General features: G+C 39.7%; 24 protein-coding genes. 5 read left to right on the top strand and 19 right to left on the bottom strand.

The features are described from left to right. Nucleotides 1-74: 74 nt before the first annotated feature. The 6 genes from carB to pyrR are packed head-to-tail and all read right to left on the bottom strand — an operon-like array spanning nt 75 to nt 8,421. The gene (gene carB, locus CYK55_RS06625) at nt 75-3,260 is read right to left on the bottom strand and encodes a carbamoyl-phosphate synthase large subunit (protein ID WP_126134075.1); all 3,186 of its coding nucleotides are present in this window, start codon (nt 3,258-3,260) and stop codon (nt 75-77) included. Then, complete coding sequence (locus tag CYK55_RS06620) at nt 3,260-4,339, bottom strand: carbamoyl phosphate synthase small subunit (RefSeq protein WP_066025534.1); 1,080 nt, start codon at nt 4,337-4,339, stop codon at nt 3,260-3,262. The genes carB and CYK55_RS06620 overlap by 1 nt, the downstream gene beginning before the upstream one ends. 4 nt (nt 4,340-4,343) lie before the next feature. Further along, nucleotides 4,344-5,624, bottom strand: coding sequence for a dihydroorotase (locus tag CYK55_RS06615; RefSeq protein ID WP_034688203.1), 1,281 nt, complete (start codon nt 5,622-5,624; stop codon nt 4,344-4,346). Between the two features lie 20 nt (nt 5,625-5,644). Continuing rightward, nucleotides 5,645-6,571, bottom strand: a complete 927-nt coding sequence (locus tag CYK55_RS06610) for an aspartate carbamoyltransferase catalytic subunit (RefSeq protein ID WP_034688201.1) — start codon at nt 6,569-6,571, stop codon at nt 5,645-5,647. 12 nt (nt 6,572-6,583) lie between these two features. Then, complete coding sequence (locus CYK55_RS06605; RefSeq protein WP_010735517.1) at nt 6,584-7,867, bottom strand: solute carrier family 23 protein; 1,284 nt, start codon at nt 7,865-7,867, stop codon at nt 6,584-6,586. 14 nt (nt 7,868-7,881) lie between these two features. Beyond that, nucleotides 7,882-8,421 carry a bifunctional pyr operon transcriptional regulator/uracil phosphoribosyltransferase PyrR gene (gene pyrR, locus CYK55_RS06600; RefSeq protein WP_029594119.1) on the bottom strand — a complete coding sequence of 180 codons (540 nt, stop codon included), beginning with the start codon at nt 8,419-8,421 and terminating at the stop codon, nt 7,882-7,884. Between the two features lie 58 nt (nt 8,422-8,479). Between pyrR and CYK55_RS13945 the strand changes: the two genes are divergently transcribed. Then, entirely contained in the window at nt 8,480-8,602 is a 123-nt protein-coding gene (locus CYK55_RS13945; protein WP_256209227.1) for a hypothetical protein, read from the top strand. 59 nt (nt 8,603-8,661) lie between these two features. On the opposite strand, the gene CYK55_RS06595 is transcribed toward CYK55_RS13945, so the two are convergent. The 7 genes from CYK55_RS06595 to CYK55_RS06565 all read right to left on the bottom strand — a co-directional run bounded on the left by CYK55_RS06595 (nt 8,662) and on the right by CYK55_RS06565 (nt 14,482). After that, complete coding sequence (locus CYK55_RS06595) at nt 8,662-9,573, bottom strand: RluA family pseudouridine synthase (RefSeq protein ID WP_065095773.1); 912 nt, start codon at nt 9,571-9,573, stop codon at nt 8,662-8,664. Further along, nucleotides 9,570-10,034: a signal peptidase II gene (lspA, locus tag CYK55_RS06590; RefSeq protein ID WP_126134074.1), complete on the bottom strand. Its 465-nt coding sequence runs from the start codon at nt 10,032-10,034 to the stop codon at nt 9,570-9,572. Before lspA ends, CYK55_RS06595 begins: the two co-directional genes overlap by 4 nt. A gap of 4 nt (nt 10,035-10,038) precedes the next feature. After that, nucleotides 10,039-10,737, bottom strand: coding sequence for a CBS domain-containing protein (locus tag CYK55_RS06585; protein ID WP_126134073.1), 699 nt, complete (start codon nt 10,735-10,737; stop codon nt 10,039-10,041). Then, complete coding sequence (locus CYK55_RS06580; RefSeq protein ID WP_126134072.1) at nt 10,724-11,107, bottom strand: hypothetical protein; 384 nt, start codon at nt 11,105-11,107, stop codon at nt 10,724-10,726. Before CYK55_RS06580 ends, CYK55_RS06585 begins: the two co-directional genes overlap by 14 nt. 96 nt (nt 11,108-11,203) lie before the next feature. After that, on the bottom strand, nt 11,204-11,695 hold the full coding sequence (locus CYK55_RS06575) for a DUF6773 family protein (protein ID WP_126134071.1): 492 nt from the start codon (nt 11,693-11,695) through the stop codon (nt 11,204-11,206). Further along, a complete protein-coding gene (locus CYK55_RS06570) occupies nt 11,682-11,876 on the bottom strand; it encodes a helix-turn-helix transcriptional regulator (protein ID WP_200868958.1) in 195 nt (64 codons plus the stop codon). The genes CYK55_RS06575 and CYK55_RS06570 overlap by 14 nt, the downstream gene beginning before the upstream one ends. A 935-nt stretch (nt 11,877-12,811) precedes the next feature. Then, nucleotides 12,812-14,482 (bottom strand): formate--tetrahydrofolate ligase, encoded by a 1,671-nt coding sequence (locus CYK55_RS06565; RefSeq protein ID WP_034688188.1) that lies wholly within the window; start codon nt 14,480-14,482, stop codon nt 12,812-12,814. Between the two features lie 180 nt (nt 14,483-14,662). Here CYK55_RS06565 and CYK55_RS06560 point away from each other — a divergent pair, with 180 nt between their 5' ends. Then, a complete protein-coding gene (locus tag CYK55_RS06560; protein WP_029594249.1) occupies nt 14,663-14,875 on the top strand; it encodes a cold-shock protein in 213 nt (70 codons plus the stop codon). Between the two features lie 109 nt (nt 14,876-14,984). Here the strand turns inward: CYK55_RS06560 and CYK55_RS06555 are convergent, their stop codons facing one another. Further along, complete coding sequence (locus CYK55_RS06555) at nt 14,985-15,422, bottom strand: EbsA family protein (protein ID WP_034688185.1); 438 nt, start codon at nt 15,420-15,422, stop codon at nt 14,985-14,987. A 75-nt stretch (nt 15,423-15,497) separates the two neighbouring features. Between CYK55_RS06555 and CYK55_RS06550 the strand changes: the two genes are divergently transcribed. Next, entirely contained in the window at nt 15,498-15,893 is a 396-nt protein-coding gene (locus CYK55_RS06550; protein ID WP_034688182.1) for a ribonuclease HI family protein, read from the top strand. A 931-nt stretch (nt 15,894-16,824) separates the two neighbouring features. Here the strand turns inward: CYK55_RS06550 and CYK55_RS06545 are convergent. From CYK55_RS06545 to alaS, 3 genes are all read right to left on the bottom strand, one after another. Further along, nucleotides 16,825-17,910: a cation diffusion facilitator family transporter gene (locus CYK55_RS06545; protein ID WP_241234804.1), complete on the bottom strand. Its 1,086-nt coding sequence runs from the start codon at nt 17,908-17,910 to the stop codon at nt 16,825-16,827. A gap of 92 nt (nt 17,911-18,002) precedes the next feature. Next, nucleotides 18,003-18,599, bottom strand: a complete 597-nt coding sequence (locus tag CYK55_RS06540) for an ECF transporter S component (RefSeq protein WP_126134069.1) — start codon at nt 18,597-18,599, stop codon at nt 18,003-18,005. Between the two features lie 167 nt (nt 18,600-18,766). Then, nucleotides 18,767-21,409 carry an alanine--tRNA ligase gene (gene alaS / locus CYK55_RS06535; protein WP_034688175.1) on the bottom strand — a complete coding sequence of 881 codons (2,643 nt, stop codon included), beginning with the start codon at nt 21,407-21,409 and terminating at the stop codon, nt 18,767-18,769. Nucleotides 21,410-21,771: 362 nt separating this feature from the next. Here alaS and CYK55_RS06525 point away from each other — a divergent pair, with 362 nt between their 5' ends. After that, a complete protein-coding gene (locus CYK55_RS06525) occupies nt 21,772-22,200 on the top strand; it encodes a GNAT family N-acetyltransferase (RefSeq protein WP_034688174.1) in 429 nt (142 codons plus the stop codon). 108 nt (nt 22,201-22,308) lie between these two features. Here the strand turns inward: CYK55_RS06525 and CYK55_RS06520 are convergent, their stop codons facing one another. Together CYK55_RS06520 and CYK55_RS06515 are read right to left on the bottom strand one after the other, a co-directional pair. Further along, the gene (locus CYK55_RS06520) at nt 22,309-23,658 is read right to left on the bottom strand and encodes a DEAD/DEAH box helicase (RefSeq protein ID WP_126134068.1); all 1,350 of its coding nucleotides are present in this window, start codon (nt 23,656-23,658) and stop codon (nt 22,309-22,311) included. A 75-nt stretch (nt 23,659-23,733) separates the two neighbouring features. Further along, nucleotides 23,734-24,879 (bottom strand): VanZ family protein, encoded by a 1,146-nt coding sequence (locus CYK55_RS06515; RefSeq protein WP_034688168.1) that lies wholly within the window; start codon nt 24,877-24,879, stop codon nt 23,734-23,736. A 127-nt stretch (nt 24,880-25,006) separates the two neighbouring features. On the opposite strand from CYK55_RS06515, the gene CYK55_RS06510 reads away from it, so the two are divergent. Beyond that, the gene (locus CYK55_RS06510; RefSeq protein WP_034688165.1) at nt 25,007-25,330 is read left to right on the top strand and encodes a hypothetical protein; all 324 of its coding nucleotides are present in this window, start codon (nt 25,007-25,009) and stop codon (nt 25,328-25,330) included. Nucleotides 25,331-25,342 lie beyond the last annotated feature (12 nt).

The raw sequence follows: 25,342 nt of genomic DNA, 5'->3' as shown, positions 1-25,342 counted from the left end.
TATGTTTTGGGACTTTTTCGCAGACTGCTTTGCTTTTTTCATTTTTTAAATAGGAGGGCAATTGCCCTCCACGATTAGATTGCTTGTGTTGAAAATGCTCGGGATTCCATCACGCGGACGATTGCATCCGCAGTATCAAGGGAAGTAAACAATGGCGTGCCATGTTCTACTGCTTCACGTCGAATGATAAAACCATCTTTTGAAGCATTCCCACGATCTTTATCAATGGTATTGACGACCACTTGTGCTTTGCCAGCACGTATCAGATCAACGACATTTTTCTCTTTTGTTTCCTCAGAGATTTTAGCTACTGGGGTCACCACAAGTCCGTGTTGTTCAAAGAACGCTGCGGTGTTTTTCGTTGCCAATAAGCTATAGCCGATTTCTGCAAAGCGTTTTGCTAGACCTAAGGCTTCTTCTTTCGTTTCATCGGCGATCGTAAACAAGACAGCACCATAATCAGGCAAGCGTAAACCTGAAGCTTCAAACGCTTTATACAGCGCTTTGTCTAAGTTTTGATCTGAACCCATGACTTCACCTGTCGATTTCATCTCTGGTCCTAAATAAGTGTCCACTTTATGCAACTTCGTAAATGAGAAAACTGGCGCTTTGACATGGACGTTTGCAGTTTCAGGGTACAAACCATCTTCATAGCCTAAGTCTTTCAATTTTTCTCCTAAGATGGCTTTTGTCGCGATCTGTGCCATCGGGATATTCGTCACTTTGCTCAAGAAAGGAACTGTTCGACTCGCACGTGGATTCACCTCGATGACATATACTTGGTTATCGTGGATAACGAATTGGATGTTCATCATCCCGATACAATTCAACCCTCGTGCTAAACGGATCGTGTAATCTTCGATTGTTTGTTTGATTTCCTCTGACAACGCTTGTGGTGGATAAACCGCCATCGAATCGCCTGAATGGACACCTGCACGTTCAATGTGTTCCATGATTCCTGGGATCAAGACGGTTTCACCATCACAGATCGCATCGACTTCGCACTCACTACCGATCAAGTAACGGTCGACTAAGACTGGATGTTCTGGTGAAGCTTTCACCGCATGTTCCATATAATCTTCTAAGTCACGTTGATTCTCGACGATCTCCATTGCCCGACCTCCCAAGACATAGCTTGGACGAACAAGTACTGGATAACCAATTTTGTTTGCGACTGCCACAGCTTCTTCTTTACTTGTCGCAGTATCTCCTAGTGGCTGAGGTACCCCTAATTCTTGTAACGCTTGTTCGAATAGATTACGGTTCTCCGCACGATCAAGGTCTTCGATCGTTGTTCCTAGGATTTTTACACCTGCTTTTGCTAATGGTTCAGCTAGATTGATCGCTGTTTGTCCTCCAAATTGGACGATGACACCGATTGGTTGTTCTAACTCGATGACATTCATCACATCTTCAAAAGTCAAAGGCTCAAAGTAAAGTTTATCAGAAATCGAGAAATCAGTCGAAACGGTTTCAGGATTACTATTCATGATGATTGCTTCATAGCCTGCTTGTTGAATGGCTTTGACTGAATGAACTGTCGCATAATCAAATTCTACCCCTTGTCCGATACGGATCGGTCCAGAACCGAGTACTAGAACAGACGGTTTTTTTGAACGATGGCTTTCATTTTCGATTTCATACGTACTATAGAAGTAAGGTGTGTGGGATTCAAATTCGGCAGCACACGTATCGACCATTTTGTAAACAGGCTGAATGTTCTTTTCTGTACGTAATTGGCGAATCGTTTCCGTCGTCGTTTTCCACAATTCTGCAATTTTTCGATCTGTGAAGCCATTTTGTTTCACAGTAAGAAGTAGATCCAACTGATTCGGTTGTTCCGAAAGCTCCTCTTCTAATTCAACGATGTGCAACAATTTATCCAAGAAGAATAAATCGATTTTCGTCAAGTCTGCCAACTCTTGGATTGGATAGCCACGTCGGATCGCTTCGGCTAAGTAGAATAAACGATCATCTTGTGCACGGACGATTTTCTCCATCAAACGTTCTTCACTGACTGTCTTCAATTCAGGCAATTCAAGGTGGTGTGCCCCGATTTCTAATGAACGAACGGCTTTTAATAAAGATTCTTCGATGTTACGACCAATCGCCATCACTTCGCCGGTTGCTTTCATTTGCGTGCCTAAGACACGTTCACCGGTTTCGAATTTGTCGAAAGGCCAACGTGGAATCTTGGCTACTACATAGTCCAATGCGGGTTCAAACTCAGCGTAAGTCGTTCCTGTTACTGGATTTTTCATTTCATCCAAGGTCAAACCTAACGCGATTTTAGCTGCTAATTTCGCAATCGGATAGCCGGTCGCTTTACTTGCTAAAGCAGAGGAGCGTGAAACACGAGGATTCACTTCGATGACATAGTACTTGAAACTATGAGGGTCTAATGCTAACTGAACGTTACAGCCACCTTCGATTTTCAATGCACGGATGATCGATAGTGATGCATCTCTTAACATTTGATATTCATGATCTGCTAATGTTTGGCTTGGAGCAAAGACGATCGAATCCCCTGTATGGATACCAACTGGATCGAAATTTTCCATGTTGCAGACAACGATGGCATTATCGGCAGAGTCGCGCATCACTTCATATTCGATTTCCTTGAAGCCTGCAATACTACGTTCAATCAAACATTGGGTGACAGGCGACAAACTCAAGCCATTTTCCGCGATTTGGCGTAGTTCGGCTTCATTCTCACACATACCGCCACCAGTTCCCCCTAATGTGAAGGCTGGTCGAACGATGATCGGATAACCGATTTTATTGGCAAAGGCGACTGCTTCTTCTACCGTTGTCACGATTTCTGATTCTGGGATCGGTTGATTTAATTCTTCCATCAACTTTTTGAACAAGTCACGATCTTCTGCTTGGTCGATCGCACTTAATTTCGTCCCTAATAATTCGATACCTAATTCGTCCAAGATTCCTGATTCAGCTAATTCCATCGCCATATTCAAACCTGTTTGCCCACCTAATGTCGGTAAAATCGCATCAGGACGTTCTTTTCGTAAAATTCGTGAGACAAATTCTAATGTGATTGGTTCTAGGTAGACTTGATCGGCAATTTCTTTATCGGTCATGATCGTTGCTGGATTGGAGTTGACTAAGACGACTTCGTAGCCTTCTTCTTTTAAAGCTAGACAAGCCTGTGTGCCTGCATAGTCAAACTCAGCTGCTTGACCAATGATGATCGGACCAGAACCGATCACCATGATTTTATTGATATCTGTCCGTTTTGGCATTAGAATTGCTCCTTTCCAGCGTCCATCATTTCCATAAATTCATCAAATAAATGTAGTGCATCATGTGGCCCAGGTGCTGCATCCGGATGGAATTGCACACTGAAGGCAGGATAGCGACGGTGACGGACACCTTCGACTGTGCCATCATTGACTTCCACATGAGTGACAAGTAATTTTTCCGGGTCGATCGTTTGTTCATCTACCGCATAGCCATGGTTTTGTGACGTAAAATCGATTCTTCCTGTTGCAACTTCACGAACAGGATGATTGAGTCCACGGTGACCAAATTTCATCTTGTAAGTATCTGCACCATTTGCTAGAGCAAAGAGTTGATGCCCCAAGCAGATACCAAAAATCGGGATCTTGCCTTGGATTTGTTTGATCATCTCGATCGCTTCTGGTACATCTTTCGGATCTCCTGGTCCATTCGTCAACATCACGCCGTCTGGCGATAATGAAAGGATCGTTTCCGCATCCGTATTGTACGGTAAGACTGTTAAATTACAGTCACGCTTACTCAATTCACGTAAGATGCTATGTTTCAATCCAAAATCAATGACTGCCACATTTCTTCCTGTTCCTGGGCTAGGATAAGGTTTATTGGTTGAAACTTGTTGGACTTGGTTCGTTGCCAAGACGGTTGCTTTTAGTTGGTCAAACGCATGTTCAAATGTGTCGCCTGCATCCACGATACTGGCTTTCATCGTCCCAACTTCACGGATTTTTCGTGTCAACGCCCGTGTATCGATGCCAGAGATACCAGGGATTCCCTTTTGTTTCAAGAACTCGTCTAATGTCATTTGGTTACGCCAATTTGACGCAACACGTGCATGCTCTTTGACCACTACACCTTTACACGTTGGTGCAATCGATTCATAATCATCACGGTTCACGCCATAATTCCCTACCATTGGGTACGTAAATGTAATGATCTGTCCATTAAAACTTTGGTCTGTGATCGTTTCTTGATATCCTGTCATACTTGTCGTAAAGACGATTTCTCCAAACACATTGGCTGTCGCGCCAAATGATTTCCCTTTAAATACTGTGCCATCTTCTAAAATTAGCAACCGTTCCATCCAATTATTCCCCCTTATGCCAAACAAGTTTTCCGTTGACAAATGTCATCAATGTTTCCCCTTTGATTTCCCAACCGACAAAAGGTGTGTTCTCGCCTTTTGATAAGAAATCTTTTTTATCGATTACTGTAGCATGCGCAATATCGTAAACTGCCAAGTCTGCTGGTGCGCCGATCATCAATGTGCCAGCTTTCAAGCCAAAAATGGCTGCTGGTTTCACTGCCATCCAGTCAATCACTTGCTCTAGTGTGAATTTTCCTGTTTCAACAAAATGTGTATACACGAGTTGGAAGGCTGTTTCACTTCCAACGATCCCGAAAGGTGATTGCAAGAAACTTTGACTTTTTTCTTCTAATCCGTGAGGGGCATGGTCGGTGGCAATACAATCGATCGTGCCATCAAGCAAGCCTTCGATCAATGCCTCGCGATCTGCTATACCTCTCAACGGCGGATTCATTTTCCAAAAACCAAAATCTTCTGGGATATCTTCATCGATCAAGATCAGATGGTGTGGTGAAACCTCTGCGGTCACGTGAATCCCGGCTTTTTTCGCATCGCGGATCACTCGCACGCTTTCTTTTGTTGAAACATGGCAGACATGATAGTGAACGCCTGTTGCTTCCGCTAATAGGAGATCACGAGCAATTTGAGAAGACTCAGTCACACTCAAAATACCTGGCAACCCTAGCTCTTCTGCTTTTTCTCCTGCGTGCATCACACCGCCAAATAATAATGATTCATCTTCTGTGTGAGCAACGAGTGCTTTATTGTTTTTTGCGGCTTCTTTCATCGCTAAGTACATCGTACCTGCTGTTTGCACGCCGACACCATCATTGGTAAAAGCAAATGCGCCTTCATTGATCAATGCTTTTTGATCGACTAGTTCTTCACTTCGAAGATTCTCAGTGATCGGTGCATACTGTAATACTTTGACGACAGCATCACGTTTAATGATGTCATAGACTTGTTTTAATTTTTCTGCTGTATCAGGTACTGGGTCAAGATTTGGCATCGCACAAACAGTGGTGAACCCGCCTCGAGCAGCTGCTTTCGTGCCAGCTTCGATCGTTTCCTTGTAAGTAAATCCTGGCTCTCTCAAATGGACATGGACATCCACTAATCCAGGTGTGATCAACTGTCCTTGTGCATCAAACACTTCATCAAATTCAGCCTCAGGAAAGCCTGTACCGATTGCTTTGATCTTTCCTTCTTCGATCCAAATTTCTGCTGGTGTTGTTTCATTTCTTTTTGTATTGATTTGACCGTTTTTAATGAGTGTTTTCATGTTCCTTCCTCCTCTTATGTTTATGCTTTTCCACTTAATACAGCTTCTAAGATCGCCATTCTGACAAATACACCATTGCTCATTTGTTGAATGATCCGTGACTGGAGCCCTTCAACCAGTGAATCCGCCAATTCGACATCTCGATTGACTGGTGCCGGGTGCATGATGATTGCGTGTTTTTGCATTTTTTTAGCGCGTTCGACTGTCAAGCCGTACTCTTGATGATAGCCTTCTTTTGAAAAACTTTCTTTTCCATCGTGGCGTTCATGTTGCACCCGTAACATCATCATGACATCGACTTGATCTAGCAAGTCATCTAGTGGTAAGTAATGACCGTAAACTTCAAATTCATCGTCATACCATTCTCTTGGACCTGAGAAGTAAACCTGCGCGCCAAGACGTTTCAACATCTGCATATTCGATTTTGCGACACGAGAATGTGTGATATCTCCGACGATCGCCACTTTCAAGCCTTCGAAATAGCCAAATTCTTCATAGATCGTCATCAAATCAAGTAAACACTGCGTTGGATGTTGCCCACTACCGTCACCACCATTGATGATCGAGCATTGGATCGTTTTACTTTGGATCAATTCGTCATAGTAGTTTTCATCTCCATGACGGATAACAGCTACATCCACCCCAAGTGCAGACATCGTTAGAACGGTATCGTATAATGTTTCACCTTTTGTAACTGAACTTGTACTTGCTTCGAATTCGATCACTTCAAGACCAAGTTTCTTTTCTGCTACATCAAAACTTTTATGGGTTCGTGTACTGTTTTCAAAGAACAAGTTCGTTGCAAAATATTGGGATTTTTGTGGTGACCAAGTTGCGCCCTGTTTGAACTCTTGTCCTCGTCGGATCAATCCCATTACTTCTTGGTCTGTTAATGCTTCTACCGTTAATAAGTGTTTTAAACTGATGCGTTCTGATTTGATGATCATGCGATGTCCTCCTTAATTTTCTTCGCTGCGTGAAGTTTCTGGTAAGATAAGATTCAAAATGATTCCTAAAACTGTTGCTAGTGCCATGGCAGATAAAGTGAATGTCCCTACTTCTAGGACTAATCCCCCGATACCTACGACTAAGATGACTGAAGCAATCAATAGATTTTTCTTTTTATCAAAATCGATTTTGTTTTCGACTAAGATTTTCATCCCACTTGCCGCAATCACTCCGAATAGGATGAAACTGATACCTGAAATAACTGGGCCAGGAATACTTAATATCAAAGCACTTAGTTTGCCAATGAAGCCAAGGATCACTGCGAAGACTGCTGCGCCTCCGATCACGAATACGCTGTGTACACGAGTGATTGCCAAGACTCCGATATTTTCACCATAACTTGTCACTGGAGGCCCACCAACAAAAGCTGCCACTAATTGAGCCAATCCATCTCCTGTCAATGTACGGTGTAGGCCTGGATCTTCAAAGAAATTTCGTTTGGTCAATTTGTTCAAGACCATCAAATGGCCGATGTGTTCGGTCATTGTGACAAAGGCGATCGGTGCCATCGTAGTGATTGCCCCTATATATAACTTCGGTTGATATTGCACAAATGGAATCTCAAAGTTAGGCAGCGCGAACCACGGTGCGTCGATGATTGGTTGGGTGTCAACGATCCCGAAAAGTAAAGCCACGATGTAACCCGAGATGATGCCAAGCAAGATCGGTAATAATCCTAGAAACCCGCGTAAGAACATATTGAAGAAAATCGTCAATCCTAAAGTGATCAATGCAACTGATAGATATTTGAAATCGTAATGGTCTTGATTGAACATCGCATTATTTGCTGCGTTGGCAGCTAAACCTAAACCGATGACCATGATGACTGGGCCAACCACGATCGGTGGCAAGATTTTGTCTAACCAAGCGGAACCGATTTTCTTGATGATCAACGCAACGATCAGATAAACAAGTGCCGTTGTCATCGCGCCTTGTGCGATCGCCGGGAAGCCGTCGGTTTTCATCAACATCTGCATAGCGGCGATAAACGCAAAGCTACTGCCTAGATATGCTGGGATCTTCCCTTTTGTTGTAATCAAGTAAACGATCGTTCCTAATCCTGAACTGACCAAGGCAATCCCAGGATCGATTCCGACTAAGATCGGTACTAAGACAGTTGCACCGAACATCGTGAATAAATGCTGTAAACTTAAACCCACCCAGTGTCCAATGGTTGGTCGATCATGGATGTCTAATACCACACTATCGTTGTGGAACTTTTTTTCTTCTGCCATCTTGCCTTACTCCTCTACTTTTCCTCGTTTAAGATCATGATGCGATCTTGTCCATCTAATTCTTGCATCTCTACTAAGATTTCTTCTTTTTTTGCTGTAGGGATATTTTTTCCTACGTAATCTGCGCGGATCGGTAATTCTCGGTGTCCCCGATCAACTAGAACCGCTAGTGAGATTTTTCTAGGACGACCAAAGTCCATGACTGCATCCATTGCAGCGCGGATCGTCCGTCCTGTGTATAACACATCATCGATCAGGATAACTTCTTTTCCTTCTAAACTGACTGGAATATCTGAAGAATGCAATTCTGGTTCTTGAGCGATCTCTTTTTTATCGTCACGGTACAATGTGATATCAAGTTCTCCTACAGGTACTTCTATATTTTCGAGTTGTTTTAGACGTTCGGCAATTCGAGCAGCGATATAGATCCCTCTCGTTTTGATTCCGACTAAGACGATCTCTTCGATACTTTGATTTCTTTCGATGATTTCGTAAGTGATACGTGTTAGCGCTCGTTTCATCGTTACTTGGTCCACTACTTCTTTTGCTTGCATCATTTTTCCCCCTCCATTTTTTACACAAAAAAACTCCTGCCCTAAGAGGACAGGAGGAATGTTTAGACTGAGTGTATACTACTACACTGGTCGCTTTGTGTATGCGACGTCATTGAGCAAGTCTCGCTATGGCGCACCACAGGAATTCTTACTCACACCCTTCTTAGCCTCACGGGACTAAACTTAAAGGATTTCTATTAAGTTTTTCTTTTATTGTTTATTACTATACCGTTAAGTACTTTAAAAAGCAATATCTTTTCTCAACTTCTCTAAAGTTTTTTCAAAAACTTCTGGCAATGGTGCCTCAAAGGTCATTCGTTCATTCGTTTGAGGATGAGTGAAACCTAATAATTTTGCATGTAAAAATTGGCCATTACCTTTGAGAGTTTTCTTTGGTCCATATACGGGATCACCTGCTAAAGGATAACCGATATACTTCATATGCACACGGATTTGATGCGTACGCCCTGTTTCTAATTGTAACTCTACTAAAGTAAAATTCTCAAAACGTTCTAGTACAGTAAAATGCGTCACAGCTGGTTTTCCATCTTCACGGATCGCTTGCATTTTTCGATCGACTTTTGAGCGCCCGATAGGTGCATTGATCGTCCCTTTTTCATGAGGAATAACGCCATGGACTAAAGCAATATATTTTCTTAGGGAAGTTTTATCTTTCAATTGCTGTGCCAAAGCTTCATGGGCTTGATCATTTTTTGCGATCATCAATAATCCAGAAGTGTCTTTATCGATTCGATGAACGATCCCAGGACGGATCACGCCATTGATCGATGACAGATTTTTCATATGGTACATCAACGCATTGACTAGTGTTCCTTGGGCATGGCCAGCAGAAGGATGAACGACCATGCCTTGTGGTTTATTGACCACCGCTACGTCGTCATCTTCATAGACGATTTCTATTGGTAAGTCTTCTGCTACGATTTCAAGTTCTTCAGGCTCTGGTACTTCCACGATGATCGCATCAGCAGATTTTACTTTGTAATTCGCTTTTACTGGTTCACCATTTACGGAAACGGCACCATCTTTCAACCATTGTTGAACTTGTGAACGACTATGATCCGCAAATAATGCTGTCAAAACTTTATCGATTCGTCCTTTTTCTTCTTTGATAGTTGCTTTTAATTGTGTCATTTTTTTCGTTGTTCCTTTTCATCTAAAATAATATAAATCAATACGCAGATCACACCGATCACTAAAGAAATGTCTGCCACATTAAAAATCGGGAAATTCATAAAATCAGTTTGGAACATATCGATCACATAACCTAAACGGACACGATCGATAAAGTTACCGAGTGCTCCAGCTAGAATCAATGTCAGACCGATCATGAACCAACGATTTCCGTTGCTACGATTTTTGATCATCAACGTCAAGATCACTACAACTGCGATGATCGTCACGACAGTAAAAAACCACATTTTTCCTTCTAGTAAACTCCAAGCTGCTCCAAAATTACGGATATGATTCAAGGACAAGATCCCTGGAATCACTGATTTCGTTTCTCCTAAAGCAAAGTTATTGACGATCAACCATTTTACCCATTGATCTAACCCGATGATCAACGCACTTATAATCCAATATATCGCTAACAAACAATCATTCCTTTTCTACTTCATGATAAATATCTCTTGGTCGGATGATCCCTAATAAATTTCCGTTAGGGTCACCATTTTTGGTGATCAACACAGCTTCAAGCGTACCCTGCTCACCAAACATTTTTTCTACTTCAGCAATCGTTGTCTGAGCTGATACAAAATGATAATTGGTATACTTACCATCTTGAGTGATCAGATCGGCAGCTATTTTTCCTTGAAGATCGATCACACCATGATGACTTTCTTTAGCCAACCAAAAACCTAACATCCGCAACGTCACTAATCCTTTAAATGTCCCTTTGTGATATAGCGGGAACTGAGAATAACGCTTTTGAGCAACAGTCTCTAACAAACTAGGTAGTGGGATGTCCCATTCAAACCCAGTTACATGCTTTGCGAAACGCGGTAACACTGTTTCTGGACGAATCAGTTCTTGCTCGATTCTTTGGATACGCTTCGTCGCCCATTCATTAGGTTCAGCGATAATAAAATCGACGGCGATCCGATCATGCACGATCGCATTACGTAATTGAGCCAACTGTAGTAAGTCATCCTCATATTTTTTGATACTTTGGTGTTGTTTTTGCGCTAAACGACGAACGAGTTCAGTAAACCCCATATTTCGTGGGTTCCCCATCTCTTCTTGCAGCCATTTTTCGATCCGATTAAAGCTACTCAAAAAAAGATCAGAATTCTTCATCACTAGCCTCCTTGATGACATATGCTTTATTTTTTATAAATAGAAAGAAACCAATCATTACGACGACGATCAGTAAACTATAAAGGATACTTTGAATAGCAATAGCACTGATCCCTGTAAACAAGAAAAGCACGGGATATAACTGCAATAGCAATAAATTTATCGTGATCCGATAGTTTTTAGTTGGTTCTGCTATCGTATATACTGGACTTTTTAGCCAAAAAAAGGTAACTTGCATCTGAAACGGGGCGTCTACATCTAGAGTAACAGATTGGTTTTGCCCCAAACTGATTTTCCAATCATCCACCCGTAATGTGATTGGACTACCCATTCCGTAAAATCCGGTATCTCTAGTAACATTCACTTCCATTTTCGCTCCTCCTATTATGCGTTAGTCTCTATCAAAACACAAGCGGAATCTCTATTATCCCTAATGGATCGATCCTTGTACCATCTTTTTCAGCAGTCATTTTCCCTCATTTTCATCCTCTAATTTACTTTCCAGTCTTTTCTGTCCAAATCGATTGACAGAAGAAACCAAGAACACTAAGGCTGACATAAATAAAGCCGAAGATATAAACGTAATCCCTAAAATCGCTAAAAAATGAGGATCGAAATAACCAGTGTATAAATCATGATATAAGGTATAATTTCTCACCCCAGTAACTGCAGAAACGAATACACTTCCAATAATGACTGCTAGCACTCGCAATTTCTTTGCATGTTTGGATTGATCGATAAGCTCGTGACCAATCAGTGAGCCACGGATCAATAAATAGATAAATGCTACCCCTAGCAACAATAACTCAGTAAACACTTCAGAAGCTGGTTGCTCCAACAAATAACTTTTTACAAAGATCGAAGTCCCTAATAATACCAATAATAACAAAAAGGCTTCACTTTGTATTTGATTATTGACCTGTACGATACGTTCATCTTTAAGTTTATTCTTTTTCATCTTTATCCTCCCAAAATAGATCATCTAATGTTTGATTTAATTCATGGCAGATGGCCTGACACAACTTGAGTGTGGGATTATACTTTCCTGCTTCAATCAATCCTATCGTTTGCCTTGTCACGCCTACACGTTGAGCCAATTCTTCTTGGCTTAAATCATTTTCTAAACGCGCGAGTTTCATTCGGATATTTTTCAACTTGGTGGCTAACCTCCATTCTATACTGTCACTTGTATTGTAAACTATATATTGCTAAATGTAAAATATATATTGCTTCAAAAGAAAGAAAATGAAGAATAGTAATAATAAAAAAACAGGAAAAGCATTATTTCTTTTAAAATTTTTGAACTGAATAAGTAGAATTAATTCTTCAGTCCCATTTTCATTTTAGAGATAAAAAAACATAACAAGCTCTAATAGAAGGAAATCATTACAAAATATACTGAGATTATCGAAAGAAATATCCTTCTTAGTCGCCGACATTCACCCCGACTACTTACAGCCCGCAAAATGTGTTCTGCCAAATACAAGTGAAGTGATTGATTGATGTCATATTGTCAAATATAGATTCAAGCTTTCAGTGAGTTGCCTATACGTGCTATGCAGAAAAACTGAACAAGAACTGGCGCTTTCTACTAAAAAAACGTGCAATCATTTCCGCGTGAATATGAAACATACAACAGTTTCCGAGCATCTAAATAAATACCCATTTCTTACTGAAGTAATGATGCTTGATTGATTGGGGTTTCAACATTCCAAAAAAGAGGTGTGCTCTTTTTTATGAATCAGTAGAAGGCATCACCAATGAGATGATCTATCCTTACTCTAATTAAAATATAGAAGCGAAGAATGCCCACGTAAAGACAATAAAGCGATTATCTTAAGGATTTAAACTGTTTGTCCATATGAAAAAATAGAATCTATTAAATCAATTAATTAAAGTGAGATAACAAAAAATCTGAACCAGAATGAGGTTCATTCTGATCCAGATTTGATTTTTTTCAACGCATTAATCCTGATTGTCAAAGAGCAAGAAAATAGTTGCTCTATTTTTTAGATTATGCACTTTCATATTGAAAAGGTCAAGTTAAGACTACTTCAAATTTTTTATTTTACGATTAGAATAAACCAATTACTTCTCCTTGATTCGTCACATTCATATTCAAGGCGGCTGGTTTTTTTGGTAATCCAGGCATCGTCATCACTTCGCCTGTCAAAGCGACTAAAAATCCGGCACCTAACTTAGGCACAAATTCACGGATCGTGATTGTGAAATCCTCTGGTGCACCTAGTAATGTTGGATCATCAGAAAAAGAGTACTGGGTTTTCGCCATACAAACCGGTAAGTCAGACCAACCATTTTTCTCAAACTCAATGATTTGATTTTCTGCTTTTTTACTAAAAGAGACTTCTTTACCACCATAGATTTTTTGAACGACTGCCTTGACTTTTGTTTTGATTGGATCACTGGATCGATACAATGGAACGTAATCCGCTCGCTCTGTATCGATCAATTCTACGACTGCCTTTGCTAAGTCCACGCCACCTTCCGCACCATTTTCCCAAACACTTGCGCGTTTTGCTACGACTCCTTCTTTTTCACACAATTCTTTCAGTAATTCTAATTCAGCGTCTGTATCAGTCACAAACTCATTGATTGCGACGATCACTGGAATCTGATAACTTTTCATATTACGAATATGCCGTTTTAAGTTCGTATACCCAGCCTGCAACGCCTCAAGGTTTTCGTTTTGTAATTCTGCCTTATCCAATCCCCCATGCATTTTTAACGCACGTACAGTTGCTACGATCACAATCGCATCTGGCGCTTTCTGCAAATTAGGAACTTTGATATCTAGGAATTTTTCTCCTCCTAAATCAGCACCAAAACCAGCTTCAGTCACTACATAATCCGCAATTTTCAAAGCAGTTTTAGTTGCTAATACACTATTACAGCCATGGGCAATATTGGCAAATGGTCCACCATGGATAAATGCTGGTGTACCATAGATCGTTTGTACGAGGTTCGGTTTAATCGCATCTTTTAATAACAAAGCAAGAGAACCCTCTGCTTTTAAATCCCCCGCTGTTACAGGACGGCGATCGTAGGTGTAGCCAATCACAATTCGTGCTAATCGAGCTTTTAAATCATCTAAATCGGCAGCTAAACACAAAATTGCCATGATTTCACTAGCCACAGTAATGTCGAATCCATCTTCTCTTGGTACTCCTTGCATCGGTCCGCCCAGCCCAACGATCACATTTCGCAATGCTCGGTCGTTTAAATCCACCACACGTTTCCAAATGACACGTCGAGGATCGATCCCCAGCTCATTTCCTTGATGGATATGATTATCTAATAGAGCTGACAATGCATTGTTTGCAGAAGTGATCGCATGCATGTCGCCAGTAAAATGCAAATTGATATCTTCCATTGGTAATACTTGCGCATAGCCACCTCCTGTGGCTCCGCCTTTGATTCCCATAACCGGACCTAATGAGGGCTCACGCAATGCAATCACTGCTTTTTTGTCTATTTGGTTCAAAGCGTCACCTAATCCGACTGTAACTGTTGATTTTCCTTCACCCGCTGGTGTTGGATTGATAGAAGTTACCAATATGAGGCGACCATCCTCTTTTTCCGAAAAATCATTTATTCCGGTAAAGTTTATCTTTGCTTTGTATTTTCCATATAATTCCAAATCATCCTCATTGATCCCAATGCTATCCGCAACTCTAACTATCGGTTTTAGCTGTGTTTCTTGTGAAATTTCTAAATCATTCTTCATCAAAACACCTCTTTTCACGAACTATATATATAAATAATTATATTTTGTTAAGTTAAATCCATTATACCTGTTTTCCTTAAAAAAAAAAACAAAAAAAACTGACTTTTAATTTATTTGACGTACCTATTAATTCTCTTTATAATATAGGCTATGATCAGACATAGAAAGGTCGTGAGTGTTTTGACCACAGGAATGGTGAAATGGTTCGATAACAAAAAAGGATATGGCTTTATTAGTTATGATGAAACAGAAGAGATCTTCGTACATTTTACTGCGATCGAAGAAGAAGGATTCAAAACACTTGAAGAAAACCAAGTGGTAGAATTTACCGTCATTGAAGGTAATCGAGGCGTTCAGGCGGCCCATGTCAAAAAGATCAATGATCAAGCTTAGTCCAATCAAACAAAACAAGCTATTCCGATATTTTTCGGAATAGCTTGTTTATTATTATAGAGGACTCTCTGTGCAGTTAAAAAATTACCAATGTCTCTATCGTTATTTTTTACTCAACTAAATCGTTCGTATTCTCTATTAGCGAAGAAGTGATGATCGTTTTTTTATATGGATGTTTCAAGTGATCAAGCAATTTTCCTTGTGCCTTCTGATTGACGAAAATCACGAATGGCTCTTTGCCTTTTACAAAAGATAAAGATACTTTACGTTTTTGTACGTGAACTTCCTTGATTTCATTGATAGGTATGTCGCGATCTCTCCAAAAAGCAGCATATTTTATTTTTATTGCCTCTTTCTTTAAAACAAGGGAGCGTCGAAATCCTAGCAAAAGAAAAATAAAGAATATCCCCATTAAGATATTACTTTTCCAATAAGGCCTTGTATTTTCTAACGATAAAACCAAACTCAAAAATAATAAAATAAATGTTGATGACCAATAAATGATCGACTGTGCCGTTTCGGGCTGCCAGCGAATATTTTTTTTCATTCTTCAACCTCGTGTCTTTATCTGTAGTGGTATAATAAGTCAAACCGACAATTTTTGAAGGGCGTGTTTTTCCTTATGTTAAAAGTATACATTGACGCATCAACAAAAGGCAACCCTGGACCTAGTGGTGGAGGAATATTAATAGTCGCTGATCAACAACAAGAACAGTTGTCTATCCCGTTGTCCTTTGGTTCAAACCATCAAGCCGAGTTTGAAGTCTTTTTAAAAACTTTAGAAATTCTAAAGAATAGACAGAAGGCAGAAGAAATCATTCTCTGCTATTCCGATAGTAAAGTACTTGTATCAACCATCGATAAAAATCATACGAGCAACAAAGATTTTTTACCCTATTTAGAAAAAATACAAAGTCTATTAAAAGATTTTTCAATGTTGATCCTTCAGTGGGTACCTGAAAGTAAAAATAAAGGCGCTGATAATCTAGCTAGACAAGCTTTACAAAAATTTTTATAAAATATTGGAACAAAGCAATTAGCAATCGTATCTTGATTTGCAAGCACTTTATACGGTCAACTTCACCTTTTGTCTCGGTCTATAAAAGAACATAATCATAATAATAGATCAACAAATGTTGAGACACGATTCTTTCAAACATCTGCTAAATATTCAGAATTTTATGTCGCTGTTATTTGGACTAACTCAAAGATTGTAAGGGCAAAATAAATGTTTATTGTTTCCAGTTATCGATTAGAATAAATAAGTCCTGATAGCTAGATTCCGACAAAATTTTTGACTGCTTTATTTTGGTCAACTATTAACATACGCCGAATTCAGCTAACATGACCTCATAATCTCCAAGGTATTTTCTGAAAAAGTCTGACTATCCACATATGTATCGATCATTCTGTTTATTTTATCAACGCTGTCTTTATGGGTCATGATAAGATATAAAAGCTATCATTGAAGTCTGTTCCAAAAGAGGATTCGTTTTTAGTTTTCTGCCAAATTTTTCACTTCCTTTTATTATCCCTCGGATGTACTATTTGTCCGTGTCTAAATCCGACGAGAAGTTGCCTCTTCTGATTCTTTCACCATCAAAATTCGATTTAGCGTGACGAACAAATCCGCGAAAACTTTCATCTAGGTTCAGTCAAACATTTGTAGGTACAACGAAGAAGCAGCCATTGTCTGTTTTAGTTATCCTATTTTGTCCTAGAAAACACATACGTCTTTCAGAACAATATAACGTAAAAGTCTACTGTCATCCATTATAGTATTTCTAATAACCAAAATGAAAGGCTAAAAGATTTGTTTTAAAATAAGCAAAAAACCCGATTATCTAAGATTTCAGGTTTTTTGCTTATTTTAAGTTTAGTCAAAATCTCATCGCGACAGATAGGTCGTATAGATATTTAAACATCGCGTATTATTTTTTGTCAACAATTTAGAAAAGTAAATAATTATGATCAAAGGTGATATCTAATTGATACTGCCCGACTCTCTTTTCTATTTGGATACGCATCATTCGTTCTAACTCCTCGTCAGACAAACGCGTACCTTCAGGGACAACGACATCAAATTGTAGGATCTGTCCTTTATGGATCATGCGGAAATCATGGATTTTCAAGCCTTCTGCTGTCTCATTGATGATTTTTTTCAACTCATTGAGAATTACTTGATAATTCTCATTATTGACTGGTACAGGATCTAGATGACAGACTAATTCTACACCTAATGATCGTTTAAAATCCTTTTCGATAATGTCCATGATTTTGTGCGCTTCATTCAAATCTAGCCGATCATCGACTTCCACGTGAACTGAAGCAAATCGTTGATTTGGTCCGTAATTATGCACTAATAAGTCATGATAGCCGAGGATTTTTGTATAGCCATTTAGCTGCTCCTCCATCGCCTGGATCTGTTCGACAGTGGGACGGCTTCCTAATAATTCGTATACGAATTCTCTTAACATCATTACACCGCTGTACAAGATATAAAGTGCTAATAAAAAGCCAATATAGCCATCTACGCGCCAGCCTGTCAGCCACTCGACAGAAGCTGAGAGTAAAACAGCAAAGGTCGTATATACATCATTATAACTGTCTTTGGCAGTGGCATGTAAGGTTTCCGAATCGATCATTTTTGCAGTTCTCTTGTACATACGCCCCTGAATAATTTTTAAGGCAATCGAAAAGACTAAAACTAAAAAGATAATCGGTGATAGAGCGATATTTTTCGGATCGATGATTTTTTCAATTGAGGAATGTAAGAACTGGAATCCGACATATGTGATGATGAGAGATACGAATAGTCCACTGATATATTCAAAACGTTCGTGTCCATATGGATGCTCCGGATCTGCTGGTTTTGCTGCGATTTTAAAGCCAATCAAAGTCAAAACAGAAGAAGCGGTATCCGACAAACTGTTGATGGCATCCGCCATGATCGACACACTTCCAGAGAGTAGTCCGATCATTAATTTCGCAACGAATAGGATCACATTAGTTAACATTCCCCATACTCCTGCCATCAATGCTTTTTTTGTTCGTTCTTTTGCTGTTAGTATTTCTTGTTTCTTTGTCAAATTTGTGACTCCTTTTATCTATGATTGCTAGTCTTATATCATTCAGGTTTTAAAGGTGTTGCTGCAAATAATGCTTTGGCGAGTAACGGTGTGATGATCCCAGCGCCGATAGCTTCTGGAATCCCATTAATTGCTGCAATTCCAGCAAGTGTCTTGAACAAGACCGAAGCATCGACACCATAAGCTTGAGCTGTGGCATTTGTATAAAATAAGCCCATAAATCCTAATACAAGGATCGTATTGACTAAAGAGCCTAGAATTCCAGCTACAACAGTCGGTACGACGATCGTAGTAGAACGCTTATACAACCAGTGAAATACTAGGCCAGCTACTAGTCCCACTAAAACTCTGGGTACAACTGAGATGATTGGATTGGTGAAAACCAATGTATCAAAAGGTGTAGTTGGCATCGCGTAGGCTCGGATGATCGTCGCAATTCCCCAGAACAGGCCGATCAACATGCCATCTTTCGGTCCTAATACCACGGCCGCTACGATCACTGTGATATGGATGATCGTCAAGCTAATAAAACCTAATGGGATAAAGCCTAACCACGGAATCATTGATTGAACGATAATGATGGCTAACAAAATGGCACGAAGTACTAACCGAAATGTTTTATTTTTGCTATTCATTGAATCTCCCCCTGTTTACTTTACTCTAATCCTATAGCGTTTTGATGATTTGTCAATAAATGTGTATATAGCAACAACCGTTGAGTCAATGAAAATAAAGCAACGAGCTTGGGAAATCATCCCAAACTCGCTTGCCATTTCTTTGTAGTAAAAACTTACATTTGCTTTTATTTATTTTCTAACCATGTTTTTGCTTCTGTCAATGCGTCTGAGATACCAGCTGGGTTTTTTCCACCTGCTTGCGCCATATCTGGACGACCACCGCCACCGCCGCCGACTTTAGGTGCGATTACTTTGATCAACTCGCCGGCTTTCAAGCCTGCTTCATTTGCTTCAGGCGTCATTGCTGCTAACAAGCTGACTTTACCTTCTTGTTCGTTTGCCAAGACAAGAATATCTGAAACTGCTTTTTGTTTCCATTGATCGGCTAATTGACGTAATTGATTCATGTCTTTTACTTTAACTTGTGCAGTGATGATCGTTTTACCATTGATCGTCTCTGGATTTTTGAAAATATCCCCTGCTTGTTGATTGGCTAACTTACTTGCCAATTGTTCATTTTCTTTTTGTAATTCTCTTAATTGTTGTTGCAACAGTTCTGCTTTAGCTACGACTTCTTTCAATTGTGGTGATTTCACGATTGCCGCAACTTCTTTTAGTTGTTGTTCTTCGCTTTCCAACAATTCATAAGCTTCTTTACTTGTCACTGCTTCGATCCGACGAACCCCTGCACCAATCCCTGATTCAGAAACAATTTTAAAGATTCCGATGTTTTCGGTATTACCAACATGCGTACCACCACATAATTCGATCGACCAACCGCCGATATTGACCACGCGGACTTCGTTGCCATATTTTTCACCAAACAATGCCATTGCGCCCATATTTTTCGCTGTATCGATGTCTGTTTCGATCGTTTCAACAGGAATGGCTTCCCAGATTTTTTCGTTTACGATTTGTTCCATTTTCGCCAATTCTTCACTTGTGATTTGACCGAAATGTGTAAAATCAAAACGCAAATGACCTGGTGCAACCAATGAACCTGCTTGGTTGGCATGATCACCTAATACTTCTTTTAATGCTTTGTGCAATAAGTGAGTAGCCGTATGGTTTTTGATGATTCGGTTACGTCTTGGTTCATCAATCAATAAATGGTAAGTGTTTCCTTCTTTGATCTCAGAAAGGACTTCTACTTTATGCAAGAATTGTCCATTTGGTGCTTTACGAACATCAGCCACATTTGCTACTGTTTCACCAGAGGCATCAATGATCCAACCTTGGTCGGCTACTTGTCCACCCATTTCAGCATAAAATGGTGTTTGATCAAAGATCAATTGAGCTTCCCCATCCGATAGTTCACTGACGATTGTTTCGTCTTGGACGATCACCAGTAATTCACTATCAGATTCCATATGGTCATAACCGATGAATGTGCTATTTACTTTGATGTCTGTCAACAAAGCAGATTGAACACCCATAGATGTTTCAGTATTACGAGCCGCACGCGCGCGATCCCGTTGCGCCTGCATTTCTGTTTCAAAACCTGCGTGATCGACATTCAATCCTTCATCTTCCGCCACTTCTTCTGTCAATTCGACTGGGAATCCATACGTATCGTAAAGTTTAAAGATATCTTTCCCGGCAAGCGTTGTTCCGTTTGCTTGTTTTACCTCTTTGATTACTTGGTTCAAGATCTCAAGACCTTCGTTGATCGTTTCATTGAAACGTTCTTCTTCCGTACGAACGACTTTTTCAATGAATTCTTTTTGATCCAACACTTCAGGATAATAGCTCTCCATGATTTCACCAACAACAGGTACTAAACGATATAAGAAAGCTTGCTCGATCCCTAGTTTTTTCCCATGCATGACTGCTCGACGCAACAAACGACGTAACACATAGCCACGTCCTTCATTTGAAGGCAAAGCCCCGTCACCGATCGCAAAAGATAATGCACGGATATGGTCAGCGATTACTTTATATGAAATATCTGTCAAGGCGTTCTCGCCGTATTTCACTTGGTTACTTAATTTCTCAACCGCATGGATAATTGGTAAAAACAAATCTGTTTCAAAGTTAGTTGGTGCGTCTTGAACGATGGAGACCATTCGTTCTAAACCCATGCCCGTATCAATGTTTTTATGTGGAAGAGGTTCAAATGTATTATCTGGTTTGTGGTTGAACTCTGAGAATACTAAGTTCCAGATTTCAAGATAACGTTCATTTTCGCCACCAGGATAGTTTTCAGGATCATCTTCTTCCAAGTCATTATAGGCTTCGCCACGATCATAAAAAATCTCTGTATCTGGCCCACATGGTCCAGCACCGATATCCCAAAAGTTATCTTCTACATCCACGATATGATCAAGAGATAAGCCAACTTCTTCGTGCCAGATACGTTTTGCTTCTGTATCTTTTGGATAAACAGTAACATATAATTTTTCAGGATCAAACGCCATCCATTTTGGACTTGTTAAAAATTCCCATGCCCAGTGGATTGCCTCTTCTTTGAAATAATCGCCGATCGAGAAGTTCCCTAACATTTCAAACATCGTATGATGACGAGCTGTTTTCCCAACATTTTCGATGTCATTCGTCCGAATGGATTTTTGCGCATTCGTGATTCTTGGATTATCTGGTACAACAGATCCATCAAAATATTTTTTTAGTGTCGCCACTCCTGAGTTGATCCATAATAAGGTTGGATCATTGACAGGTACTAGTGAAGCACTCGGTTCGATCGTATGTCCTTTTTCTTGGAAAAAGTCTAAAAACATTTGACGTACTTCTGCACTGCTTAATTTTTTCATTTATTTTACCTTCTTTCTAAATAATAAACGACAAAAAACACCATTACAGCCAAGGACGAAAACTCGCGGTACCACCTTGATTGCAATGATGTTTACTCATTACCTCTTAAACTCGTTAACGCTGAGTCGCGTTGATATTTCTATCAAATTGAAAAAAGGGAGCAGGTTGAACAGTGACTATTCTTTTTTCAGCCGAGAAAGAATTTTCTGTGAGTCAGTCTAAAACAAACTATGTCCTTTTTGTACTTTATCAGTATACGTATTCTTAGCGAGGCTGTCAATCCTACTTTTTGATTTTTTATTGTTTGCGGTCTACGTTTTCCTTGCTATAATCAGGAAAGAACTCAATAGGAGGCAAAACAATGGAAACGTATTTTGGAACCGAAGAATGGATAAAAGCCAGCAGTTACGTTTTACGTTATGACGTATTCGTGTTAGAGCAAGAAATACCTGCTCATTTAGAATTCGACGGTAAAGATGCCTATTACCCGAACTTTGTCATGATCCATGACGAACAGCCAATTGCTACCTTGCGTTATCAAAAACAAAGCGAAGAACAAATCCAATTTGATCGTTTTTGTGTCGCAAATAATTGGCGCAACCGTGGGATTGGCAGAGAAATGCTTCAATTAGCAGAAAAGCGAGCAATAAATGAGGCATTCAAAGAAATCTATTTGATTGCAGAAATTCCCGCCGTTCCTTTCTACGAAAAGCAGGGCTATCAGAGTTTTTCAGACCCACTAATCGAAGACGGCATTCTTTGTCAACAAATGCGAAAAAAGCTCTCCTAATATCAAATGTGTAATCAAAAAAAATCAGCCCCAAAACCAAAAATAGATTTACTATTTAGGTTTTTGGGGCTGAAAGTCAAGTGCAGCGTGATTCGCTCATGACTGCTCTTATTGGTTGGAATTCTTTTTATTTTTTCTGGCTGTACGCGTTTGTTGACGTCTTTCGATCTTGCGGTCTTTTTTATTTTTCTCCGCAATTGCCCAGTCGATTTTTTTCTTGTAACCAGGTTTGATTTTTTTCTTTTTCTTTTTGACTAAACCAATCAGTGTTGGGTCAAGGCTGTCTTTTGATTTTTCACGTTTTGTCCGACGGTTACGATCATAGGTTTTAACGATTTCACCATTTTTGATTTCCATTGGCTCAAAGACAACACCGATTTTTTCGATGCCTTCGATCAATGGCTCATCACTTGGTGCATATAAAGTGATCGCGGTTCCTTTTAAGCCGTTTCTACCAGTACGACCGACACGGTGGATAAAGAAATCTAGATCTTCTGGAACCTCCGCATTGATGACATGAGAAACGCCTTCGATATCGATACCACGAGCAGCTAAGTCTGTCGCAACTACATATTGATACTCTAAGTTTTGCACTTGACGCATCACACGCTTACGTTCACGAGGAGTGATATCTCCATGGATCTTCGCTACTTTCAAGCCTTGGTTTTTCAAGTAATCAGCGATTTCGTCTACATGTTGTTTCGTATTTGCAAAGACGATTGCTAAATAAGGATGCCCGATCGTCAATAACTGATAGATCGTTTGATTCTTATCCTTTCCTTTTGTTGAAACTAACCAATTCTCGATATCTTCTGAGATCACTGCTTTTGGTTTGATTTCTTCGATGATTGGATTTTCCATATATTTACGCAAGAATGGGCGTAGTTTTTCTGGAATCGTTGCTGAGAAAACTAAAAATTGTAATTTTTCTGGCAAGCGGCTAGCGATTTGATCAACTTCATTCAAGAATCCCATATCTAAGGTCATATCTGCTTCATCCACGATGAAAGCAAAGGCTGTATGGATCTTTAAAGCTTGCTCATTCATCATGTCAAGGATACGTCCTGGTGTACCGACAACGATCTGTGGTTGTTGGTGATTCAAGCGATTTAATTGACGTTGTTTGTCTGTTCCGCCGACAAAATTCGATACGCGAATCTCCGGATCGGAAAACTTAGCAATTTGAACAGCCGCATCATAGATCTGTGTCGCCAGTTCACGACTTGGTGCTGTAATCACCACTTGGACTTCTTCTTTACTGGCATTGATTTTTTGAAATAGAGGCAAAAGAAACGTATGCGTTTTTCCTGAACCAGTTTGTGATTGTCCGATGATATTTTTCCCTTTTAAAATCAAAGGAATCAATCGTTCTTGCACTTCTGTTGGTTGTTGGAACCCTTTTTCTGCTAACGCTTCGTTGATAAACGGATGAAAATTGAATTGTTTAAAATGACTCATTTCGACACCTCTTCTCTTTGTATTTTTCACGACTTTGGAATTATACCATAAATTTGCTTACTTTGCTTGAAAAGGTCAGGCTTTTCTATCTTTGATCGTACTGATCGTGTAAGTATGACTCGCTTTTTCATAGAATAAAACTCTCTTTTTGCGGATAAAAGATAAGAATAGATTCAGACCGAAGATGAACTGTGCAACCAAGGTACATAAGAAAATGAATACTGCACTCATCTGTGTGACACCTGTCGCTTGATTGATGACTGGACCAACTAATTGGCTCAACCAGCCTAGCCCATAAAATAAGAAATAGAAATACGCATATCGAATGAACAATGCACGAAATCTGATTCGTTCTCTCCCATCTTCCACAAGCCTGATACGGACAATTTTTTTTCCAAGTGTTCTACCATTTGTGAAGAAAGGAAGAAGCATGAAATATAGAAAGACTTGCACGAACAACCACCAACTATAGGAGGTGAACTCGTTACTTCCAATCGACAATCCGGCAACCACTCCGATGATCGACGTACAAATAGATAAGAAAAACCAATCGATCAAATAGGCAACCAGACGGCGTGTCAAAGAGACCGTCTTGCCTTTTTCATAAGATACTTCATCCATTCTCGCTCTTGTTGGCAACATAAACGTAAAGATTGGCGTCACAAGATAGCCAAGCATTCCGCCAAATGTATTGGTCAGTAAATCATTGACATCGAATAATCGATACGGACGTGGATAGATAAAGTAAAGACCGGTTAATTGTGTCAACTCAAAAAATAGGGAGAGACAGAAACTTGCAATGACCGTTTTGACGAAGGATAGTCGGAAATAATACCTTAAATAGATGCCAAAAGGTAAGAGTAAAAAGAGATTGAATAATGGCTCTAAAAAAACACTTTGTCGCATCGCAGATAAATAGGTACTCGGATCGGACAACACGAGGACTGTATTCGCTCTGAAGTTCTCCCAAGACGCAAATAAGTGTAATTCCATTTTTGGACCTGTCATTTGCGCGACAGCTTCCTTAGTAGGTAAAGGTAAAATCACTAAAAAGTAAGCACATAATAGATAAAAGACAAATGAATATAAAATGACCGCTCTAGTTAGGAGAAACGTTCCATACTTTCGGTATTCATAAATAAAAAAGATAGCAGAAATCGCCAATGCGAGAAAAGGAAAGACAATCAACGCAAAACGAATCGGCTCGATATAACTTGCCATAAAACAAACAGACCTCCTTTGAATACAGTTATCTTAGCAATATTGGTGAAGAGAATGCAAGTAATGACTAAATTATTTTTAAATTCCTATCAATTGAAGTATGATTATTATGAGGAGGCGATTCATTTTGCTTAATATTTATTTTGTATTTGGTGTTCCAGCATTTTTACTTATTCTCTATTTAGTCTTTGCATTGATTCGCAAACGGACATCGATCCATTACTTAGGATTTATTCTATTGATCATCGCAGGCTTTATGCTTGTTTTCAACTTACAGACATGGCAACAAGCAGTCTCTGAGCTTTCACATACTTCAAGTGCAGAACTTTCTGCAGAACTTGGCTATTCTGTCTATTTGATCTGGGTACCGATTGGAATTGCTACTTTATTATTTTTGCTGAATATCTTCCGAGCATTGTTAAGGATCAAGCAAATTCGAAAAAACAAATAGAAAGACGAGATT

It is taken from the genome of Enterococcus mundtii (assembly GCF_003957375.1).
GTDB classification, from domain to species: Bacteria; Bacillota; Bacilli; order Lactobacillales; family Enterococcaceae; genus Enterococcus_B; species Enterococcus_B spodopteracolus.
This window is presented reverse-complemented; position numbering and strand designations above follow the sequence as displayed.